Genomic DNA, 19,439 nt, shown 5'->3' on the forward strand with positions numbered 1-19,439 from the left:
GGGGCACTTAAAATGGCACGTAAAAATTCTCGTACATGGCTGTGGGCAGTGCTGGGCTGGTTAACTGCTTTACTCCTGTTCTTCCCAATCTTCTGGATGTTTATCACCAGTTTCAAAACTGAAGTTGCTGCGGTTGCGACTCCACCTCAGTTGTTCTTCCAGCCAACCGTGGAAAATTATGTGACTATCCAGGATCGGGCAAGTTACTTCAATTATGCGTTTAACAGCGTAGCCGTTTCCCTCGGCTCAACGATTCTTGCACTACTACTTGCTATTCCTGCTGCCTATGCGATGGCATTCTTCCCCACCAAACGCACCAAGGGAACCTTGACCTGGATGTTGTCCACCAAAATGCTACCGTCTGTTGGCGTTCTAGTTCCCATCTATATCCTGTGTCGGAATGCGGGGCTGCTAGATACTCGTCTCGCTTTGATTATCATTTACACGCTGACCAATTTACCGATCGTCGTTTGGATGATCTATAGCTTCTTCAAAGATGTCCCCAAAGAAATTCTAGAAGCCGATCGGATGGATGGTGCTAGTACTCAACAAGAACTTCGCCACGTGTTACTGCCATTAGCACTGCCGGGAATTGCTTCTACTGCGCTACTATCTATCATTCTGTCGTGGAACGAAGCCTTCTGGAGCTTGAATCTCACCACGTCTGATGCAGCTCCACTCACTGCGTTTATTGCTTCATTCTCCAGTCCGCAGGGATTGTTCTGGGCAAAGCTTTCTGCTGCATCAACGTTAGCGATCGCACCCATTCTCATCTTTGGTTGGTTAAGCCAACGACAATTAGTTCGAGGTCTGACCTTTGGCGCCGTGAAATAGCATCTGCTTGTTTTTAATCATCGATAGGAGCAGTTCATGTCTACAGTTACTTTAAGAAATATCCATAAACGGTACACTGACGTTGAAATCATCAAAGGCATTGATCTGGATATTAACGATCGTGAGTTTGTGGTGTTTGTGGGTCCATCAGGCTGTGGGAAATCAACATTACTTCGCATGATTGCTGGACTTGAGGACATTTCCTCGGGGGATCTGTTGATTGATGGAGAACGGGTGAATGATGTACCACCCGACAAACGGGGATTAGCCATGGTGTTCCAAACCTATGCGCTCTATCCTCACATGACCGTGGCAGAAAATATGGCATTCAGTCTACGGCTCTCGGGTATGCCAAAAGCACGACGAATGGAACGGGCGCGAGATGTTGCTCGTATCCTGCAATTAGAACCTCTCTTAAACCGGAAGCCGAAAGAGCTATCGGGCGGTCAACGTCAGCGCGTCGCGATCGGTCGGGCACTTGTTCGGAATCCCAAGGTATTTTTGTTTGATGAACCTTTGTCAAACTTAGATGCAGCTTTGCGAGTACAGATGCGGCTAGAACTTGCAAGCCTACACGATAGCCTGCAATCCACGATGATTTATGTCACGCACGATCAGGTCGAAGCAATGACACTTGCCGATAAGATTGTGGTCTTGCAGGGCGGGATTGTGGAACAAGTAGGATCACCGCTGGAACTCTACCATCATCCTCGAAATCTATTCGTGGCTGGATTCATCGGTTCACCGAAAATGAACTTTCTCCCCGTCACGGTATCCGCCGTCAATGACTCCGGGACAACAGTTCAACTTCCGGGTGGTGCTCGCGTGACCATTCCCGTTAGACCTGGAAGCCTTTCTACTGGAGATGGAGCAACCTTAGGAATTCGACCAGAACACTTAAGACTGGATCACAATGATCCAACTCTGACAGGTGAAGTGCTTGTCGTAGAACAACTAGGTGGAGAAACATTTCTCTACGTCAGAATTGCGGGGGGTGACACATTGGTAGTGCAAACCGATGGTGACAATCCCAGCCGGATGCACGATCGCGCATTTATTCATGTAGATGGCGATCTGTGCCATCTGTTTAATCAAAACGGTGAATCTGTTCCCAAAGCTCGTCGTCACCACTTAACAATGGATGAATCCCATGAACCCCAATATCAAAACCGAATCAGCCATCAAGCTGAATGAAGCCTCTCTTGCTCGTTTAACGAGTGATGTTCACATTCCCCAATACGATCGCCATCAAATCACAAATGGAATTATTCACATTGGGGTAGGCGGATTTCATCGCGCCCATCAAGCCCTTTATCTTGACAATTACTTTCACCAGCATCCCAACAGCGATTGGGGCATTTGTGGAGTTGGCTTGCTGGAATTCGATCAGCGGATGCGAGATGCTTTGAAGTCACAAGATTGCTTATACACCTTAGTAGAGCGATCGCCCGAAAGCGATAATGCTAGAGTCATTGGTTCGATTACACAGTACCTATTTGCACCAGAAAATCGGCAAGCTGTGATTGATGCCTTAGCCCATCCTCAATGTCGCATTGTGACACTCACGATTACAGAAGGAGGCTACTACTACATTGAGGGCAGCGGTGAATTTGATGTCAATCACCCAACAATTCAGCATGATTTACAACATCCAGATCAACCGATCGGGGTCTATGGTTTTTTGACCGCTGCATTAGATCAACGTCGTCAACAGGGATTAGCGCCCTTTACTGTCCTGTCTTGCGATAACTTGCAGGGGAACGGCAACATTGTCAAAAAAATGCTAACGACGTTTGCAGAACTGCACGATCCAGAATTGGGGCGTTGGATTGCTGACCATGTTGCTTTTCCAAACTGTATGGTCGATCGCATTACTCCCGCGACCACTCCAGCGGATATTGAAATGGTTCGGAATCAGTTTGGCATTGAAGATGCTTTTCCAGTCGTTGCTGAACCTTTTCTTCAGTGGGTCATCGAAGATAACTTCTGTGCAGGTAGACCGGAACTCGAAGCAGTGGGCGTTCAATTTACGAATAATGTTCATCCTTACGAGATGATGAAGATTCGCCTGCTCAATGCTAGCCATCTGCTGATCGGCTATCTCGGCACATTGATGGGCTATTCCTATGTTCATGAAGCAATGGCAGATCGGCTCATTCGACAAGCCGTTGAACAATTGATGGAGGAAGTCACATCGACGCTTCAGCCTGTTCCTGGAATTGACTTGGACACCTATAAAAAAACATTGATTGAGCGATTTGCAAATCCCAAAATCCGAGATCAGCTTCCACGCTTGTGTTTCAATAGTTCAGCTAAGCTACCTAAGTGGGTGCTCAGTCCACTGCGGGAGAAACTACAGCAAGGTGAATCCATTGACTATCTGAGTTTGATGATCGCTGCTTGGTTCCGCTACTTAAATGGACTGGATGACCAGAAGAAGCCGATTTCAATTGATGATCCAATGGCAGATGCTCTCACTCAACGTGCCCAAGCAGGCGGTTCCGATCCCAGTAGTCTCTTCGGGCTTTCTGAACTTTTTGGCGATCTCCCGCAGTCCTCGCGTTTCGTTGAGGCAGTGACGCATCATCTCCGCAATCTATATGACCTCGGAGCAAAAGAGACCTTAATCGGGCTGCTTCAGGTTCATCAATGAAGAGATTGAAGTTACTCGCTCGTGAAGCGTTCTCGTCATCATAAGGGGCTTAGTGTTGGGCAAAATCCATTCTGAGGAACATTCTCAAAATTTATCTGATTTGTCGAGCGTGACTATCTTCGCCTGCTCTCTAAAAACAATTATGAGGTTTTTATTGAGACTGGGAGATCTTTGAGAGTCTTCGCATCCGTATTCGCAAATCGGAGTTGCTTTAGGATGGCTGTCAATCGCTCAAAACTAGCATTGTGTTTCAAGATTTGTAGCCTCAGCAATCAAGAGTGCTTGCAAACAAACGCTGGCTCTGGGGACACTGGCGTTAACTTTGGCTTGGCAGGTTGGGCAGGTCTGAGAAGAAGTATGATTTATTACCTATTACTATCCCGGATTTCATCTCATGGTGACAATTCCTGAGCAAGCGACATTAGATAGCCTCGAAAAGCGATCGGGCGACATTGTGCAACTGGCACGACAGCATGACTCCGATAGTCAAGCTACTCTATCTGCCAAGCGTCGCTTCTTTCTAGTCGAACTCGATGTCGCAGGACTTTCCCCAGATAGCATCACGCCTGAACAAATTGCAGCTATCCAAGCCCAAGGCTATCCCAATCTCGTCATACTGCTTCAGGCGTTTGACCAGATTCGTGAATATTCTAGTTCGCCTGAGCGTTTGCAATGGAACCCAGATACCCAACCGGGTCGAACCAATGTCCCGATTTGTATGGATTGGTTCATTGCATCGATCGTGCCTGAAGAATTGAATCAGTTCGATTTCCTCAGTCGGTGTGAGCGAATTTGGACTGACTCGGCTCCTGCGGGCGAGGGAATGCTGTTTACGCGCATTTTTAATTATCAAGTCAAATTTGTTACAGGTTATGAGGATGGTCTGCGGTTAGTTCTTTGTCGGGTTGAAGTGGGAGCGCGATCGCATCCACCGCAAGTCTCTCGTCGCCCAGCGTTCGCTGTGAAACCCTTTGATCTCACCCGACGAATGGATGCCTATGATGGCAGTCCTGATGGTGAGGATTGGAATTGTCCTGTCAAAGTGCCGATGGGAATTTCGCGGTGGGATTTTACGCTAGCTGAAATCGATCGCCAAGATTTCAAGCAACTCAGGGATCAATTGGGAGACGCAAATTTTCAGACGATCGTAGAAACACAAGGGTATGTCCATCCTCAAAATGAACTTTCTACGTATCGGGGCGAAGACGATTTGCCTTTGCGCTACTATATTCGCGAAACGGATCAAGCCAAGGTCAAGGATTTAATTCTGGTCAGTTTCGGCGAATTTCAACCCTGCCGATGGGTGGCACATATTGAAGGAATTTGGCAAATCATCGAAGAGGACGAGCCGACACCTGAAAGCAAGCCTGTAGAGGCTGCTTCAATTCCTGAACTTGCGCAATTGGGGTAATTGTTGCCATTCGGATTTCATTTTGGATTGGCGGGTTATTGATCCTGAGTGCGATCGCTTGGGTTCTATGTCAAGGTTACGTTCAGCAGAGAAGATGAAAAAAGTCTTTGGAATTCGAGATCGCGGTGATTGTTTGCAATTTTTACCCTAGCTATATTTGAACTAGCTACAGTTCGTGACTCGCAATTCCAGATGCATTTTAGCGATTTCAGGAAATGTACTGAATTAAAGCAGAATACATTGCACGCTAAGCCTTATGATTCCCGTGTTTTGCTCATCCGAATTCAGAGCAAAGCTTTGCCATAGTCAAGCAAGAAGAGTAGTGAAACACAGACCTATTACTCTGTCTGTTCCAATCTCTTCTGATTCAAAATTCTTGCTAAAACCATGAAAAAAACGTTCATTCTTGCAGCACTTGCGCTCATGCCAACTGTTGCCTTTGCGATGCCGTCAGTGGCTACTGTTTACATCAAGTACTCCAATCAAGACTCCCAAAAGCATGTGATGAAAGTTCGCATGGATGGCTCGAACAAAGAAGTTACATTTGAAGCAAGAACAACGGGGGCAGCCACGATTCAAGGCAGCGGTCGAGAAGCAACGATTGAAACTGCTTGTGGCAAAGTCGAAATCAAAGACGATTCTAAGATTGAAATCAAGAACGGCTGTATCAAAATTCAGTAATTTTCTGAGATAAAGTGATCTCCTGCTCACCACTAGCAGGAGATTTTTTCGTCTATGCATCCTACCAAGTATCATTAATTGAAGGGTTCAAGGGTCGATCCATGAAACAACAATCGGTTTGGCAGTCAGGGATTGTTCGCACTCAGTGGTGTCGTTGACTTGGTACAATCAAATTCGCGAAGGGTAAATAGCATTGCATGTAGGATAGTGAGTGCGCGTACGATATACAATCAACTCCTATTAGTTCTATGTCATAATCCCAGGGTAAGGCAGTGCAATACACAAGAAGCCTATTACATCATCCCAGGCGGCAGGAAGTTATCACCCAAATCAGTCTCAAACAATTGGTGAAGTGGGATATTACTGCTCAGCCTAAAATCATAGGAGAGATGCAACTCAGTTCTTCGATCTCAAAGCATTGGACTGCAAGCCCATCCGCTGTTCTTTTACCAGATTTAGAACGAATTGCAGTGGTTCAATGCCACCTTGAACAAAATTACTTGGAGATCTACGCTTGGGAAGATTTCCGGTTGATCGAGTCGATCGTAATTCCGCCGCTCTCTTCTCCAGATTTAGAGGATGAATTCCTTTCTAGGAACGATCAGAACCCTGAGATAACCCATCTGAGTGTTACTGCTTGTGGGACTTATCTGTATCTTGTTGGAGAAGGTGGACAAGTTTGCCTCTACCATTTAATCCAACATAGATGGTTACATTTAACAGCCATTAGCTTTGTTTGTCGCCACAAAATCATCTTCGATCGCGCACTCCGCTTAATGGTTGTTGAAGCTGCGGATATCGATCTCGCTTATAGCATTTATCGCATTGATGATCTAGAGCAGAATCGGTTGACTCTGATTGGGCAATTTATGGAGGTAAGTGACTGCCATCGGGGCGAATTGCAGTTGCATCCGAGGACAAATGCGATCGTTTGGACGGGCTATCATTGCCGGATCAAGTATCATACATTCCAGGCTGAACAACTTCCTGCTGCTCCAGAAGTCGAGTATCGTTTTTCATCTTGTGATCCCTATCTCGATCAGCAGTGGGGCATCAATTTTCCCTATATCCAGCATCCTCGGAGTCAGGGTTTGTGGCGAAGTTGTTTAGCATTTCCCGATGCAGATACCTTACTATTCGGTGCAGGTTTCGCGATCGTTCAAATTAATGTCACGGATGGGCGAGTCATTGCAGAATATCAAACCCAATCGATTATTCATGAGATCGAATATGATGCCGACCGGCTTCGAGTCATCGCAATCACAAATGATGGGTTGATTTTGATTCCGATCTCTGACTTCGATCCGACAACACCCTATCTTCAATCCCTTGCGCTCCCACCTGCTGCCCAGATATATCCAGCGACACCAGCTTCTAAAGGGTCAGCAGCGCCATAAGCTCTCACCTAGCTTGTGCGGCTTTTATCCAAGCTGAAGGTTATCTACTGCGATCGCGCGTTAGTGACAGTTCCGATGTCCCTTGATGAAAGCAGTTTTAGGGATTGCACTACATTTAACGCCTGGAGAACCAAATCCGCTATATTGATCGAAGCTTCCTTGAACCTGCAAGTCTGGGGGAAGCTTGGCAATGCTAGTTTTGTACAAGAAAAGGGTTCCTTCAACGATCATTGCACTGGGAAGGTCTTCAATGTACGTGCCGCTAATGGTTAAATTTCCTTTGATAGTGAGTCGATCAGGCAGTCGTTTGAGATTGCCTTCTAGGGTGACGCTACGGTTAATGATGCAGCGTCCTGCTTGCTCGATCGCGCCAAATTTTCGCAAGCTCTCACAAGGCTCAGGCGGAGCAGGACGCAGGATGTAAATTCCGCTGGCTAGTAAGGGGAAAATAGAGAGAAGCGATCGCGATCTTAGTCTTGAGAACATTTGAGCCAGTGAATCCTAATTTAGAATAACTACAGATTGTTGCTAGCAGTCCCGGAAAAATTTCTATAGTTAAAGCTAGTTTCACATCATGGCAAAATGGTCAGACATCAACGTCTTAATTTTGTGAATTCGTATTCCAGAATACGCTGAAACGTAATCCAATTCGCGATCGAGACAATTTTGGGACTGCCTTCTTCTTGATCGAACCAAATCGTTCCACCTCCAATCATGACATGCTTCTGTTGTACAGAAATCATGGAGTCATCGACTTGTTTGAGTTCTTGTAAAATATCTTCTGTAAAGACTTGTGGAAAGTCACGGATCAAACTTTCCGGTTCATGATAGACCTTTTGCGATATTGTCACTGGAAATCTTACTAGGTTCGCGAAGGCTTTTGCATCTGCTTGCTCTGCTGCTAGCCGAATTTGATGGATAAACGCTCTCGTTGCTGCGGGGTTCCAGCCTGCACGTTTTAACTGCTCATCTAATCGAGATTGAGTTGCGGGTGTTTTTGCTTGTGGCGAATAGGGTTGCCAGCCATTGGGTTCTAAAAGAAAGAATCCCTGTTTCCCTTCGACGAGAAAGAGTTTGACCTTCATTCCTATTTCTAAGGGATTGGACTGTCGCTGAGAACCCGTTCGTCCCCCAGTTTTGCCGCGCCTTTCATAACGAACCTCGATCGTTTGTCCAGGTTTAAGTGGAGTTTGTCTCGATCTCGTTTTCTCTATGCTTTCTACCTGAATCGTTGCGGTATGAGCATGGATGGTTCCGTAGTTAGCTGGAATTTCTTTGCTTTGATCTGACATTACAGTTCCAATCACGATGTAGTGCGAGAGCGATTTTAGGTTTTGCTCTGATAGAGGAGGTATCGCAGAATAGACGGGTGAGATGGAAGCCAAGGGGATTGATGTTGTAACTGCTATCGCAAGCGCAGCCCATAAAAGTTGCTTTTTCATCGTGAGTCAGGCCATGTAATTTATCTACTCAGTTTTCCCTCCTTGATGTTTAGATTTCGCTCAATGCTCTGATTGATAAAGCCGAAGAAAGCCCCCGGCAAACCATTCTGCATAGTGAAATGGCAGTGTTCCAGAGAGGAGCATCTGACCTCGACAGTAAAGAAAACAGATTTCTTTAGAAAAATGATAGTGCAAACTCTGCAATCCTTTTCTCAATGCAGAACGATCGCCATTCTGCCAGAGTCGTGCTAAATGGGAGGATAAACAATTCAGAAAAAACTCAGCTTTCGGTAAAGAGGGATCGGTTGCCAAAGTTGCTAGCTCATCTTCCCGATTCCTCCAATCGACAGCCATTTCCCAAGCTTCTATCGGGGACGAACAGGATTCAAGCGCAGCCCAAGCGACTAACTCCAGGTAAGTAGGTTCATTGACATTAGCAAATAACGCGATCGCATCTGCTGGCGTTTCAATTTCTAAAACAGTCAATAAAGTCATCGCATGATGATACACACGACCTGTCACAAGTCGATATTGCTTGCCATACGCCTCAAGAGGAATCGTATGGGGATACTGCAATTTTGCTTGTTTCAACTGCTGTAAACAGAGCTTGTGAAATCCTGGTTCAGGGTAAGGCGGATCAAAAAACATCCAATCTAAACTCAAACTGTCTTTGTCCTGTCTGACCGAAGCACAATCTAAATAACGCCATAGCTTCTCAGCTTGAATTACACAGCGTTGAAGGTTTGGATAAGTAGCGAGGCAACCGAGAATTTCCGTAGAGAGTTCGCGATCGAGTAGGTTCGCGATCGACATTTGATTCAACAATTCATATCGAATTCCTTCCACCTGATTCGGTGTATACAAACGAGCCTGATCTTCAAAGAGCAGGAGATAGAGGCTAGCTGTTTCCTCAAGCTCATCTAAAATCTGAGGAATAAGCAAGGGTTGATTGGAACTAGCAGAGGATGCAAAGCGCACATTCCATTGAATTTCATCCAGAACTTCAATTCCCTCAACCGCTGGAAGACATGCCCAATTTCGAGCAACCTGCATTATCTTGAACGCAGTGCGATAGGGAATACAGTACATCCGATAGAAACTCCCCGGATGCCACAAACAAATCGGTTCATTGCAAGACTGACCTTGAAGCTGATCAATCAGTTCCCAAATCGCCCAATTTTGATAAGTTTGCGGTAATTTCCAACTGTGATCGCGAATCAGTTGCTGGCTATCTCTGATCAAGAAGTGATTGGCTCCGCTAAGTTCTGAAAAATCGCACTCATTTTCATAAATTTCATGCGCCTGAAAGCACTGCCAAAACGATTCATTCTGTGCATGATGCGCCAAAAACTCAATCAGCGCTGAATCGTCATATCGAGTCAAGGCTCTGCGACTGTGGCGACCAGAAAACAACACATCAGAATCGTTCTGTGCGATCGCTAATGTATATCCATCGATTACAACCAACGTTTTTCCCATGCTTATTTCTAAAAATTAAACACACAGCTCTAACCCTGAAACTTGCTCTAGAAGTGGAACCGCGAAGGATTCACAGCGAGGCATGAGCTTTGGAAGTTCAATCTGCAGTAATGCGATCGCAGCATCAACATCCTCACAATCATAGTAGAGATGTTCCAAATGATATGCTAGTAAGCCTTCAGGAATTTCTGCACTCCCGAAGCAGTTGCTAGAAGCCCAGATGATGAAAGATTCTGCTGAGCGATCGCACTCCAGAGCCAACAAATAAGCTCGAATAAAAAATTCCTCTGAGTCGTTCAGCGAAATTTGAGCCGTTTCAATCACACCTTGTTTGAGGCATACTGCCGCACCTTTAGTCGCAATCTCTAGCAAATCATAGGCAGGTTTCTCTTGAGCCAAAATCTGAGCGTCTGCCCAAGCAATCAGGCATTGCTCGGAAACAATACCCATATCCCAAAGGGTAAGTGCAATTGAGAGAGGAGTTATGCGATCGTCATTCAGCATTGAAATCCCTAGTTTTGTCCATATTGCTATCAGTCTACTTTGAGATCATCTTCAACAAACGATGTTATGATTTCAGCAAATTATGCCCAGTGAACCATTGATGCCAAAACTATCCCTCAAGCTCAATTGGTTGAGATTCAATCAAAGTTCTTTCACCCTGTTTGCAATCCTATTTGCAATAGTTGTGATGATTGCCCTCTTCTTTCGAGATGAATGGATTCGACCGCTGCTAGGAGATGTTCTGATCGTCATGGTGATTGCTTACTTTGTTCATGCTTTTGTTGCGGTTCCACTTCGGAAAATTGCAATTGGAACACTCATTTTTGCTTACCTAATCGAGTTTCTTCAGTTCCTGAATCTCATTGATATTCTCGGGTGGCGCAACTCCGAACTCGCTCATCTCATAATCGGATCTACCTTCGATTGGCGAGATTTGATCGCTTACACTCTTGGAATTGCGATCGTTCTTCTCACTACCAATCGTTTGAAGCTATAAACCAGTACCATTTTCCTTCTAATGGATGGAGCTTATATCCAGCCGCACCCAACGGGCTTTGTTTTAGATTGGGTTGATACGCAAAGCCGTAGGAAACCGTGTCTGGCCCTAAGCCATCTCCATGATGATACGTTCGGAAATAGTGGTCATCCCCATCACCAGCAAAGTAATCCTCAACCTGATAGATTCCAAGTTTAGAATTCAGTTCTCGTCCTTCTGGGGGCTTTTCAGGATGCGCCGCAAGCCACTGTTCAAAGGCAGGTCGAGAGAATGCAAAAGCAACCCGTCGAGGCACGTAGAACTTCAGCAGACCATAGGAAATAGCAAGCATGAGAGCGATTGCAATCACTGGGCGCATTGAACTTTGATTGCGCCATGCTTGAAGCGTCGATATCGCAACCCAACCAATTAGAATCAGCCAGAGAAGTGCGATCGCAACAAAGACAACAAATCCATTGAGCAATCCAGGATAGATGCTCAATACGAGCGTCAAGCTGCAAGTAAAAAGGGCAAATAACAATAGAAGCCGCATTCTTCAGTTATCCTATCGAACATTCATCATTTCCTTGAGATGACGCAAACGCGCTTGACTCAAACGAGTTGGACATTGTTTCGTTCTCGTTTGATTGCCAAAAAACTGTGATTCAAATTTACAATACTCAGCCTGGTAACGATCCCAAAGCTGTTGAATCTTATCTTGCTGAGGTGTAAGCTGCGATCGCACATCCTCGTCTGGCTCGTAAGCAGCGATTCCCTTCAAGTCAGCAATGCGATCGTTATTCAGCTTTGCAAGACAGCGATGATAGACCATCGGTGCCATAGAACCTTCTTTAACGGGTTCAACCAACTCATCACAGTGCGCTCTATGATAGTCTTGCCAGACCATCTCAGCATTCTTAAATGCTCGCCCATGCTGCCAAGAGAGTCTTCTGAGCCAATCTTGTAAAATGCGCGATCGCAGCGACTGAGTCATTTGTGACCAATAGACTGCGCATCGATTCAACCCTATCTGCGTACCATCCACACAATTTAGCTCCCGAATTCCAGGCAGTGCATCACCTCTAAAAAGATCCAACCCGCGAGAAGGCGCTGCAAAAAAGTCTTCAAGTTGCTCCAATCGAGCCTGTCTGAGACGCTGATGACATTCCGCCAATCTAAGATTATTGAATGGAAATATAGCTTTTTCTACTTGGCAGTGCTGAGTTCGATAGTCCTCCCACTGGCGTTGCACTGATGAATTTCTCAGCTTGAGTTGATCGAGTAAGAATTCAAATCGAGGATCACGAGATTGGCGGGTGATGATCTGCCCTCCCCATTGCAATTCTAAAATGCGATCGTTGTTCAGTTTCGCCAAACACACAGACATTGCCAGCGGGAAATCTGGCTGATTGCGTAAACGTTGGGTCATTTGCTGACAGTGTTGAGTTTGAAACTTCGCCCAGGATTGATCTGCGATCGCAAGTTGACGCTGAAGGTGTGGAGGAAATTGTGATTCAACATCCCGATAAACTGATGATTTGAGCAAATGGGTTACTTCTGCCCAATACCTCGCACAGCGATATTCACCCGCCTCAAGTTGTTGAACACAATCGAGTTGAGCGATTCCAGCAAATCCTAGTACCACCGCTGGAGGCTGTAGAGGAGGAGCAGATTTAGCATTAGGTACAGGAGTCGCTTTGATAGGCTCCATCGCAAGCTGACTCCCGACTAAAACGACACTCACAGCGATCGCAACTTTAAATTTCATCATGATTACCAATCCTGAGATGCCCTAAACCAATACCAATCTTCTACAACTGGATGATACTCATAAATATCTTTTCCAAAACGCTCGCTTCCATGCGGATTGGGTCGATGCACAAATCCATAAGCGGCAGAATTAAACAGAAATCCATGCCAACCTGTTTGTAAATAGATTCCACCCTGAGAATCGATATCACAGTCTTTGATTCGATAGATCCCTAATTGCGGCTTGAGAAGGTCTCGACACAGTTTGACTAGCTTCGCTTCATCCGCAATAAAAGCATCAAAGGCAGGACGAGACAATGAAAATGCGATCGTTTGGGGCAGATTGATCCGGATCAAAATAGACGTAAGAAACAGAACAAGACAGGTCACAACAACAAGCTGCTTCAGAAATCGCCTGGGTTGTCTTTTGGGTAATGATTCTGCTGGAGGGCGAATCTGACTCCAACGCCGTCGCGACCAAATCACAAACCCAAACGCCAGCAGCAGGATGAGAATCCCGAGAGGAGTTGTCAGCAACCAATACAATGGCAAAATGAGGCTCCATTCAACATCCGTTAATGCTCCAGGAAAGCAACTGACCCAAAGCAATCCTAAGCAAAATAATTGCACACCTAAGAACAGTACAATCCAAAAATAGTACATCATTACTCCAGTAAATATCTCCCTGGCTCAGGTTCGCAAGCTTCTGCCTATAGGTCTAGGCAAGCTACCCACAGAAGTCTTTCTAGTTTCGTTGAAGTGATTGGTGGCTAAATCCTGCTCAATGATTTGGGCTTTTGTCTGAGCCACTTTTCAATTCACAAGAGTGTCGGTAGTCCTAAAGGCAGAACATAAGTAATTGCTCAACCGAGTAGCCAATCGGTCTGTTGTGAGGTAAGGGCACGGGAAATGGCATCAAAAGCAGAAATGCCTTGACGCTGTGCAGTATTGACCAGAGAACGCACCTGAGCGAATAGCTCTGCTCCCCAATCAGAGCGGAAACCGTTCGTCACCTTGCGAAACACCACACTCCAGCGCAACGCTTGCTCACTGGCATTATTGGTGGGTGGAATCGTCTCATCGGTCAAAAACAGCAAGAGATGATCGCGAATCTTGTGATAGCGGTTGAGCAACTGCTGTCCCTCGACCGATTTAGGATTGAGATTCAAAATCTCCCGCAGCGACCCGCGCAATCGACTGCAATACTGCTGAATCGTCGAGTCAGCGAGGGTGTGTCGTCGCCGTTGCAGCGCAATTGCTTTGAGGAATAACCGCTTCATCCGGGGTGCGAACAACTCATCGCCTGCATCAATAGCATACTGACAATCCCGCAGTTGATGCGCCAGACACACCTGCCAGTCCTGTGCGGGATGCGCGGCTTGGGCACTCAACAAATCAGAAACCCAAATCTGCGGTTGATGCCCTGCCATCACAGTTTCGATGACGGCTTTGCCCCGACTGGGACGAATCACATGCAAACACACCTGGTCATTTTGAAACACCCATTCCCACTGGGTTTTCCCATTCACTCGCGCCCCCGTCTCATCACTGCCGACTAACCGGGCACTGCGTAAGCGGTTGACAATCTGGGTCACAGCAGGTTCGAGTTGCACCTGTACCCGTTGCAGCAGATTGGCAATTGCGCCCTCGGACAAGCTAAGACCGTAAAGTTCGCTCATCAACTGGCTCAGGCGTTGATAGCTGATGGCATGACTGTAACGCAGGTAGGTGACGAGACTCGCCACACTGTTGCTGAAGGGAGACCCGGGTTCCAACCCAACGGGAACTGGCGCTTCATACCTCTGCTGGCAACACGGGCAAGTCCCACCATAACGTTCAACCCTGGTAATGTGAGGAGTCATCGGGGGCAATTCAATCCGCTCGTAAATCCCACTCATGCGCTGTGTCGATAATTCAACTTCAACGCCACAGTGCGGACAGCGATTGGCTTGAGCCACCACAACTTGGTCGGGCTGTTGGCTCAATTCTCGCCCTCCAGAACGGTGTCTCCCTGTTGCGGAAGCATCGGGGAAAGCTGACTCAGCACGGCTCTGATTCGGCTTGAAGCCTTTCGACGGGGGCAAGCTTGAATTGCGCGAGGTTTTCTTCACCCGTTTTTGCTTGAGCTTCTCGACTTCTGCCCGTAATGCTTGCAGTTCCTGCCACAGCCCTTGAATCAGGGCATCTTTTTCTGCATCGCTGAGTCCATCGAGAGGGGGCAGTTCTTTCATGGCAAAAGCTTACCATCTTCTGTCGAAGCCGTACTTAGGTCAACCTGGTTGAGCAATTACGTTCCTGCCACAGCCCTTGAATCAGGGCATCTTTTTCTGCATCGCTGAGTCCATCGAGAGGGGGCAGTTCTTTCATAGCAAAAGCTTACCATCTTCTGTCGAAGCCGTACTTAGGTCAACCTGGTTGAGCAATTACGATCTAACAGCTTCTTGGGTGGTTGTATCCTCTCGTTCAACGGTCATCGGGTGAATGGGGTTGCACAGGATCTTAGGCAGAATAGTACAAGCTTTCTTTGAGAAGAAATACGGAAGTTTTCGCTCTAATTCCCCTGTCGAGGAGTAATATGCGGAACGTGAGTCGATCTAACATTCCAAATCCCGGTATTAGGCAGAAAAAGCGATACTGTTGGCAAATTATTTCTTCATAGTTAGACTGCCGATTCTAGCGTTGTCGGTTTACAAAACTCAATCAGTTTCAGTAGAAGAACGATGAAGCTGCAAGGCTTTTAGGATGTTAAGCAATGTTTCGCCAACAGTATCAAAGAGTCAGTCTAATGAGTGGTGACCGCCCAGCCCGCTAAAGCGAACGGAGCGACAGAATCACTCAGGGCGGTTCAGCTCAGATCGTTATGGGACAAGGGTACTGACATGGACGACGACATCCGGGCTTTCGGTGAGACAATCGGACGGAAAGCACTTGCAAGAGACTGGTCGGCTGTACACCAGCTTCTGGCATCTTGGCTTAGGGCTACTATTAGCCTGGAAGGAGTGAGATCGTTCTTCGAGGATGAGTATCGTTCAACGCTTGCGGCCAATGGGGTGGAAGACCTCCAGTACCCTGAGTATCTGGAGCCAGAGGTGGGCGGCAATAACTACATGAACGCCACCAAGCTACGTGAGCCAATCGAGTTTGAGGGCGGGAAAGTGCGGCCCGTGCCTCCGGAGGTGACTGACCAGAACATGCGCTTCTGGATGGTGTTGCGACTCCAATGCTCGGACGAACAGATGGAGAAGTTAAGCTTCGACACATTCTGCGAGGTATGGATAGCGGTTGTGGAAACGTCTGAAGGGCTGCGAGTAGGATACTGGAGCCAAGGAGCCTATTGACCGGGCTGTCTAACAATTCGGGTGCAGCGGATTGACCGAAGCCGCTTGGGTTAGATGCAAAGATTCTGACAACCGCTGACCCGAACCGTTATGCTGTTCACACTATATTTTGTTTTAGCTAATTCTCATTTAACAATTGCAGGCTATTCATGGGCATGACGCTTTGGATTCACACCCTCGAAGGTCGTGATATGTCAACAGACAGTGAAGATCACACCTTGATGTATAGGCACTCTGACGACCTCGACTCGCTGTGTGACAAACTTGGGGTGGCTAAGATTTCGTCCTTCTTTGATAGTACTGATCTTGAAATATGTATGCGAGGAGACGATGATGAGACCGGCGAAGATCCTGAGATTGATTCTGAAACTGAGAATCCCTATGGAATTGATGACATGGTATGGTTTGATGCCGCTGCTGGGCTAGCTACTTTTCAGACTCTTAGAGCATCAATTGCAGAAAATGAATTACCGAATTTAAACGAGGAAAATAAAACCTGGCTGCTGGAAGAGCTTGACGATTGCATTACAAAGCTGAAAGGCCCATCTGAACGGGGTGGCCAATTCAATCTTCCTATAATTATGTAGGACTTATGGCATGGTTCCGCATTTGTGCTCGGCATCCCTTCCGTTCAGCCCCTGCGGAAATGCCTACTTGTAGTTAAAAAGGCAAGCGACTTCCATGTTCAACAGAGACTCCATTTTGAGCTTTCTCGATAACGCTTTTCAGCGCATTGACATGCCCTGTTTTGGCAACATGAATATTGACTATGTGTCATCGCGTTTATCGACCTATCGCAGTTCAGATCAATGGTTGTTGCTTTTTAATTCAGTGGTTTGGTGGCCCGCTGGTCAGGGACTTACAGCCACGGTTGAAGTTGTGGGTACAGGTGTAGTCGGCAGGCAGGGGTTTGATAATGATCGATTCCTTGTGCCAGGATGTATCCAATTGGATGATGATCAGAATATTCTAAGCATCGTCATTCGAGGAGAAGACACCAATCCGACTAGCTTGGTCATCCAGCCAAACTATGATGTTCAGCCAGAATACGGCTTCTGGGTCTCTGTTGCTCTAGCTGAAACATACAAGGAGAGCCTGTTAGCCTCGGAAGCTGAAATTCAGCAATTCATCCCCCCAGGCTTTCAGCACTTGCTCACCATTGACGAGTGGGATCATCCGACATGGGATATGCCGCCGAGTCGGACAGTTGCTTTCCCCCGGATTGCCAGTGTTTTAGTGACATCAGATCCATCACTTTGGATCCCCGTGGAAGCGCCCAATACGCACTGGTCACATTGGCTTCCAAAATAATCGGTCAAGCCTAACGATAAAGTTGCTTGTGGGTGGATAATGCACAGTTCTTTGATCGATCGTAACCTTACAGTCCTTGTGAAGCGCTGTAGAGAATGGATAAAAATTAGATCCTGCTGTTCTGAAATGGGTGATGGCGAGATTGTCCTTGTGGTATGAAAGGTACGATGGTCTACTGGGTCTGTCAGGATGTAGTATATGGTGTTGCTCAAACTTCTAGGTTACGCGATCGGCAGTGTTGTGATGTACTGGGGCTTGCTATTCGTACTCGTTGCACCCTGGGTGTTGGCAGTACTGTTAGTTGTGCTGATCAACGGAGCTTGGAATCACATCACTGGCAAGACTGACGAATGGAAATGGTTTATTAATTGGACTGAATCCGTTGCACAAACAGTTCATCGATTTCAGTTTGAGTGGATTGGTTGGATTCCTGGCATTTTGATTCAGACGTGGTATGCCGGATATGCCGCGAATTTGGTGCACACCTCAGCTTTAGGAAAGACAACAACTGATGTGCTCATCCTTCAGTTAATGGGGGTCATTGGCATCATTGCAGCCGCAGTGATTTTTTACTGGCTTTATCGCTTGGTGGTGCAAGTTAAACTGAGTCAATGGATTTACATACTGGTGGGTGGCATTTCTTTAGTTGCCTATTTCGTATTTTTGCAACATCCCCAAGTGGCTCAGATATTGAGCGAAAGCTGGCAACACATCTTTGCAGCCCTACTTCCCGCTATGATGTCGCAATGATGAAGGGTTCTACGCAATTCTTGTCTCTTAAGATTAATCGGCGCACTAGGTGACAGGCTTTTTCCTTGACTAGGTAGATTAACAACACACTATCGAGCAGCTTGGAATAGCTGATCACACTCGATCGAGATAGCGCTATCTAGCAGGATGAAATCGACTAATTCTAGGATCGGGAAACGCTCTACTAGAGCTTTGTGGCATTCAATTTCAAGCAATATTGCAACCTCGTTAGGAAAATTATTCATAAAGATTTTATGAAGCCTTGATAGGGAAGAATTGAGGTTGAAATAATGAATCATCCCCCTTTCTGTATAGATTTCCCGATTCAACACCTGCTTAAAAATTTCTTTTGGAGTTCCGATCAACGATGAGTAGTAGAGATGCCCGAAACAGTTTCGCTCCTGGCTGTCACACCGGGAGACTTTTCTGATGATGCCTTGGTTGAAATTATTAAAGCAGTCGCGCTGTGTGGAGAGCAGCCGATCGCACAATTAGCAGCATTTATCCGCAATTTTCGCAGGCTGGAAGTACCGCTAGAGACGGATATTTCGCGGATTTGGAGAGATTCATCCGTTGAATCGCTTTGTCATGCGCTGTATCTAGCATTGATGCAGGAAGAGTTGCTTGATTTTTTGGGGCGATTGGACTTGGATAAATTGAGAGCTTGGGCACAGCGATCGCGCTAATCGATCTGCTCAAGTTTTCTATCAAGACAGATTACTGAGTTTGGAGCAAAGACACGGAAAAACTCCGTTTCAGGTCTTCATTGAAAACTTGCTGCCACTCACCATGAAAACCAACACCCACTATGTAGCGATTTTTCATACAGCAAATTATTACAGTCAGTCCTCGCTCTAGCCAATCTGAAGCAACTGCGTAAGCATGGTCACGGTGTTGAGACTGAAAACAGGCGGCTTGATAGAATAGGTGTGCATCATAAGTAATGCCATCACAAAGGCGATCCTGAAACCAAAATCTGAAGAAGTGGCAGTCGCTTTGATTGGCAAGAAGCAAGGTCATAAGAGCAGCTAAATTTACACATGGATCAAAAAAGTTCTTCTTATGGTGCAATCTTTCCCAGACTGCTATTGACTTTGCGTTCTTTATGAAAACTTCTTTAGAAGACACGTAAACTTTAAAGAAACGGCATAATCGATGTGCTGTTAGCAATCGCGTTAAAGCAACACAGAAATTCCAAACAGAAGCACGATCGCGCAAATAACCGCCCACTTCAGCAGCAACATGCTGCCACGAAGCATGAGCAATTCGTGGCAGCATGTTGGGATAGCTCAGATCTTGCATCATTCTCGATAAGATCGAGTTGGCAATGCTTTCAGTATGATCTCAAATCCGTACTGTGCAGCAAGATTTGCGGAGTTTTGCAGTTGACGAAGCAATTGAAACCACAAGACGGA

The 19,439-nt window shown here is 46.3% G+C and carries 21 protein-coding genes; 12 read left to right on the forward strand and 9 right to left on the reverse strand.

Annotated elements, in window-relative coordinates; genetic code table 11:
- Nucleotides 1–12: 12 nt before the first annotated feature.
- The 6 genes from J0L70_RS13485 (at nucleotide 13) to J0L70_RS13510 (ending at nucleotide 6,976) form a co-directional block, all read left to right on the forward strand.
- Nucleotides 13–834: a carbohydrate ABC transporter permease gene (locus J0L70_RS13485; RefSeq protein WP_017287272.1), complete on the forward strand. Its 822-nt coding sequence runs from the start codon at nucleotides 13–15 to the stop codon at nucleotides 832–834.
- A 36-nt stretch (nucleotides 835–870) separates the two neighbouring features.
- Complete coding sequence (locus J0L70_RS13490) at nucleotides 871–2,028, forward strand: ABC transporter ATP-binding protein (protein WP_017287271.1); 1,158 nt, start codon at nucleotides 871–873, stop codon at nucleotides 2,026–2,028.
- Nucleotides 1,985–3,487, forward strand: coding sequence for a mannitol dehydrogenase family protein (locus J0L70_RS13495; RefSeq protein ID WP_287454967.1), 1,503 nt, complete (start codon nucleotides 1,985–1,987; stop codon nucleotides 3,485–3,487). Before J0L70_RS13490 ends, J0L70_RS13495 begins: the two co-directional genes overlap by 44 nt.
- Before the next feature lie 394 nt (nucleotides 3,488–3,881).
- The gene (locus tag J0L70_RS13500; protein ID WP_287454968.1) at nucleotides 3,882–4,898 is read left to right on the forward strand and encodes a hypothetical protein; all 1,017 of its coding nucleotides are present in this window, start codon (nucleotides 3,882–3,884) and stop codon (nucleotides 4,896–4,898) included.
- A gap of 387 nt (nucleotides 4,899–5,285) precedes the next feature.
- Nucleotides 5,286–5,579 carry a hypothetical protein gene (locus J0L70_RS13505; protein WP_017287268.1) on the forward strand — a complete coding sequence of 98 codons (294 nt, stop codon included), beginning with the start codon at nucleotides 5,286–5,288 and terminating at the stop codon, nucleotides 5,577–5,579.
- A gap of 272 nt (nucleotides 5,580–5,851) precedes the next feature.
- The gene (locus tag J0L70_RS13510) at nucleotides 5,852–6,976 is read left to right on the forward strand and encodes a hypothetical protein (protein ID WP_287454970.1); all 1,125 of its coding nucleotides are present in this window, start codon (nucleotides 5,852–5,854) and stop codon (nucleotides 6,974–6,976) included.
- A gap of 60 nt (nucleotides 6,977–7,036) precedes the next feature.
- On the opposite strand, the gene J0L70_RS13515 is transcribed toward J0L70_RS13510, so the two are convergent.
- The 4 genes from J0L70_RS13515 to J0L70_RS13530 all read right to left on the reverse strand — a co-directional run bounded on the left by J0L70_RS13515 (nucleotide 7,037) and on the right by J0L70_RS13530 (nucleotide 10,347).
- Complete coding sequence (locus J0L70_RS13515; protein ID WP_017287266.1) at nucleotides 7,037–7,462, reverse strand: translocation/assembly module TamB domain-containing protein; 426 nt, start codon at nucleotides 7,460–7,462, stop codon at nucleotides 7,037–7,039.
- 107 nt (nucleotides 7,463–7,569) lie between these two features.
- A complete protein-coding gene (locus J0L70_RS13520; RefSeq protein WP_287454972.1) occupies nucleotides 7,570–8,418 on the reverse strand; it encodes a hypothetical protein in 849 nt (282 codons plus the stop codon).
- 60 nt (nucleotides 8,419–8,478) lie between these two features.
- Entirely contained in the window at nucleotides 8,479–9,897 is a 1,419-nt protein-coding gene (locus J0L70_RS13525) for a hypothetical protein (protein WP_287454974.1), read from the reverse strand.
- Between the two features lie 15 nt (nucleotides 9,898–9,912).
- On the reverse strand, nucleotides 9,913–10,347 hold the full coding sequence (locus J0L70_RS13530) for a hypothetical protein (protein ID WP_287454975.1): 435 nt from the start codon (nucleotides 10,345–10,347) through the stop codon (nucleotides 9,913–9,915).
- Nucleotides 10,348–10,588: 241 nt separating this feature from the next.
- Between J0L70_RS13530 and J0L70_RS13535 the strand changes: the two genes are divergently transcribed.
- A complete protein-coding gene (locus J0L70_RS13535) occupies nucleotides 10,589–10,897 on the forward strand; it encodes a ribosomal maturation YjgA family protein (protein WP_287454976.1) in 309 nt (102 codons plus the stop codon).
- Here J0L70_RS13535 and J0L70_RS13540 read toward each other — a convergent pair.
- From J0L70_RS13540 to tnpC, 4 genes are all read right to left on the reverse strand, one after another.
- A complete protein-coding gene (locus J0L70_RS13540; protein ID WP_287454977.1) occupies nucleotides 10,875–11,429 on the reverse strand; it encodes a hypothetical protein in 555 nt (184 codons plus the stop codon). The genes J0L70_RS13535 and J0L70_RS13540 overlap by 23 nt on opposite strands.
- Before the next feature lie 12 nt (nucleotides 11,430–11,441).
- Nucleotides 11,442–12,647: a lysozyme inhibitor LprI family protein gene (locus J0L70_RS13545; protein WP_287454979.1), complete on the reverse strand. Its 1,206-nt coding sequence runs from the start codon at nucleotides 12,645–12,647 to the stop codon at nucleotides 11,442–11,444.
- A gap of 2 nt (nucleotides 12,648–12,649) precedes the next feature.
- Entirely contained in the window at nucleotides 12,650–13,291 is a 642-nt protein-coding gene (locus J0L70_RS13550; protein WP_287454980.1) for a hypothetical protein, read from the reverse strand.
- Between the two features lie 197 nt (nucleotides 13,292–13,488).
- A complete protein-coding gene (tnpC, locus tag J0L70_RS13555; RefSeq protein ID WP_287454982.1) occupies nucleotides 13,489–14,856 on the reverse strand; it encodes an IS66 family transposase in 1,368 nt (455 codons plus the stop codon).
- Nucleotides 14,857–15,504: 648 nt separating this feature from the next.
- Here tnpC and J0L70_RS13560 point away from each other — a divergent pair.
- The 5 genes from J0L70_RS13560 (at nucleotide 15,505) to J0L70_RS13580 (ending at nucleotide 18,710) form a co-directional block, all read left to right on the forward strand.
- Nucleotides 15,505–15,963, forward strand: coding sequence for a hypothetical protein (locus J0L70_RS13560; RefSeq protein WP_287454984.1), 459 nt, complete (start codon nucleotides 15,505–15,507; stop codon nucleotides 15,961–15,963).
- Nucleotides 15,964–16,112: 149 nt separating this feature from the next.
- Nucleotides 16,113–16,550 (forward strand): hypothetical protein, encoded by a 438-nt coding sequence (locus tag J0L70_RS13565; RefSeq protein WP_287454985.1) that lies wholly within the window; start codon nucleotides 16,113–16,115, stop codon nucleotides 16,548–16,550.
- A gap of 94 nt (nucleotides 16,551–16,644) precedes the next feature.
- Nucleotides 16,645–17,274, forward strand: coding sequence for a DUF7003 family protein (locus J0L70_RS13570; protein WP_287454986.1), 630 nt, complete (start codon nucleotides 16,645–16,647; stop codon nucleotides 17,272–17,274).
- Between the two features lie 198 nt (nucleotides 17,275–17,472).
- Nucleotides 17,473–18,024: a hypothetical protein gene (locus tag J0L70_RS13575; protein WP_287454988.1), complete on the forward strand. Its 552-nt coding sequence runs from the start codon at nucleotides 17,473–17,475 to the stop codon at nucleotides 18,022–18,024.
- Between the two features lie 380 nt (nucleotides 18,025–18,404).
- The gene (locus J0L70_RS13580) at nucleotides 18,405–18,710 is read left to right on the forward strand and encodes a hypothetical protein (RefSeq protein ID WP_287454990.1); all 306 of its coding nucleotides are present in this window, start codon (nucleotides 18,405–18,407) and stop codon (nucleotides 18,708–18,710) included.
- A gap of 31 nt (nucleotides 18,711–18,741) precedes the next feature.
- Here J0L70_RS13580 and J0L70_RS13585 read toward each other — a convergent pair whose 3' ends face one another.
- Entirely contained in the window at nucleotides 18,742–19,302 is a 561-nt protein-coding gene (locus J0L70_RS13585) for a hypothetical protein (RefSeq protein ID WP_190650912.1), read from the reverse strand.
- Nucleotides 19,303–19,439: the final 137 nt, after the last annotated feature.

This window comes from Leptolyngbya sp. UWPOB_LEPTO1, assembly GCF_017302695.1.
Classification (GTDB): Bacteria; Cyanobacteriota; Cyanobacteriia; order Leptolyngbyales; family Leptolyngbyaceae; genus Leptolyngbya; species Leptolyngbya boryana.

Coding starts and splice junctions, on each gene's coding strand:
- J0L70_RS13485 (WP_017287272.1), top strand. CDS start 13: ATGGCACGTAAAAATTCTCGTACATGGCTGTGGGCAGTGCTGGGCTGG.
- J0L70_RS13490 (WP_017287271.1), top strand. CDS start 871: ATGTCTACAGTTACTTTAAGAAATATCCATAAACGGTACACTGACGTT.
- J0L70_RS13495 (WP_287454967.1), top strand. CDS start 1,985: ATGAACCCCAATATCAAAACCGAATCAGCCATCAAGCTGAATGAAGCC.
- J0L70_RS13500 (WP_287454968.1), top strand. CDS start 3,882: ATGGTGACAATTCCTGAGCAAGCGACATTAGATAGCCTCGAAAAGCGA.
- J0L70_RS13505 (WP_017287268.1), top strand. CDS start 5,286: ATGAAAAAAACGTTCATTCTTGCAGCACTTGCGCTCATGCCAACTGTT.
- J0L70_RS13515 (WP_017287266.1), bottom strand. CDS start 7,462: ATGTTCTCAAGACTAAGATCGCGATCGCTTCTCTCTATTTTCCCCTTA.
- J0L70_RS13520 (WP_287454972.1), bottom strand. CDS start 8,418: ATGAAAAAGCAACTTTTATGGGCTGCGCTTGCGATAGCAGTTACAACA.
- J0L70_RS13525 (WP_287454974.1), bottom strand. CDS start 9,897: ATGGGAAAAACGTTGGTTGTAATCGATGGATATACATTAGCGATCGCA.
- J0L70_RS13530 (WP_287454975.1), bottom strand. CDS start 10,347: ATGGGTATTGTTTCCGAGCAATGCCTGATTGCTTGGGCAGACGCTCAG.
- J0L70_RS13535 (WP_287454976.1), top strand. CDS start 10,589: ATGATTGCCCTCTTCTTTCGAGATGAATGGATTCGACCGCTGCTAGGA.
- J0L70_RS13540 (WP_287454977.1), bottom strand. CDS start 11,429: ATGCGGCTTCTATTGTTATTTGCCCTTTTTACTTGCAGCTTGACGCTC.
- J0L70_RS13545 (WP_287454979.1), bottom strand. CDS start 12,647: ATGATGAAATTTAAAGTTGCGATCGCTGTGAGTGTCGTTTTAGTCGGG.
- J0L70_RS13550 (WP_287454980.1), bottom strand. CDS start 13,291: ATGATGTACTATTTTTGGATTGTACTGTTCTTAGGTGTGCAATTATTT.
- tnpC (WP_287454982.1), bottom strand. CDS start 14,856: ATGAAAGAACTGCCCCCTCTCGATGGACTCAGCGATGCAGAAAAAGAT.
- J0L70_RS13560 (WP_287454984.1), top strand. CDS start 15,505: ATGGACGACGACATCCGGGCTTTCGGTGAGACAATCGGACGGAAAGCA.
- J0L70_RS13565 (WP_287454985.1), top strand. CDS start 16,113: ATGGGCATGACGCTTTGGATTCACACCCTCGAAGGTCGTGATATGTCA.
- J0L70_RS13570 (WP_287454986.1), top strand. CDS start 16,645: ATGTTCAACAGAGACTCCATTTTGAGCTTTCTCGATAACGCTTTTCAG.
- J0L70_RS13575 (WP_287454988.1), top strand. CDS start 17,473: ATGGTGTTGCTCAAACTTCTAGGTTACGCGATCGGCAGTGTTGTGATG.
- J0L70_RS13580 (WP_287454990.1), top strand. CDS start 18,405: ATGCCCGAAACAGTTTCGCTCCTGGCTGTCACACCGGGAGACTTTTCT.
- J0L70_RS13585 (WP_190650912.1), bottom strand. CDS start 19,302: ATGCTGCCACGAATTGCTCATGCTTCGTGGCAGCATGTTGCTGCTGAA.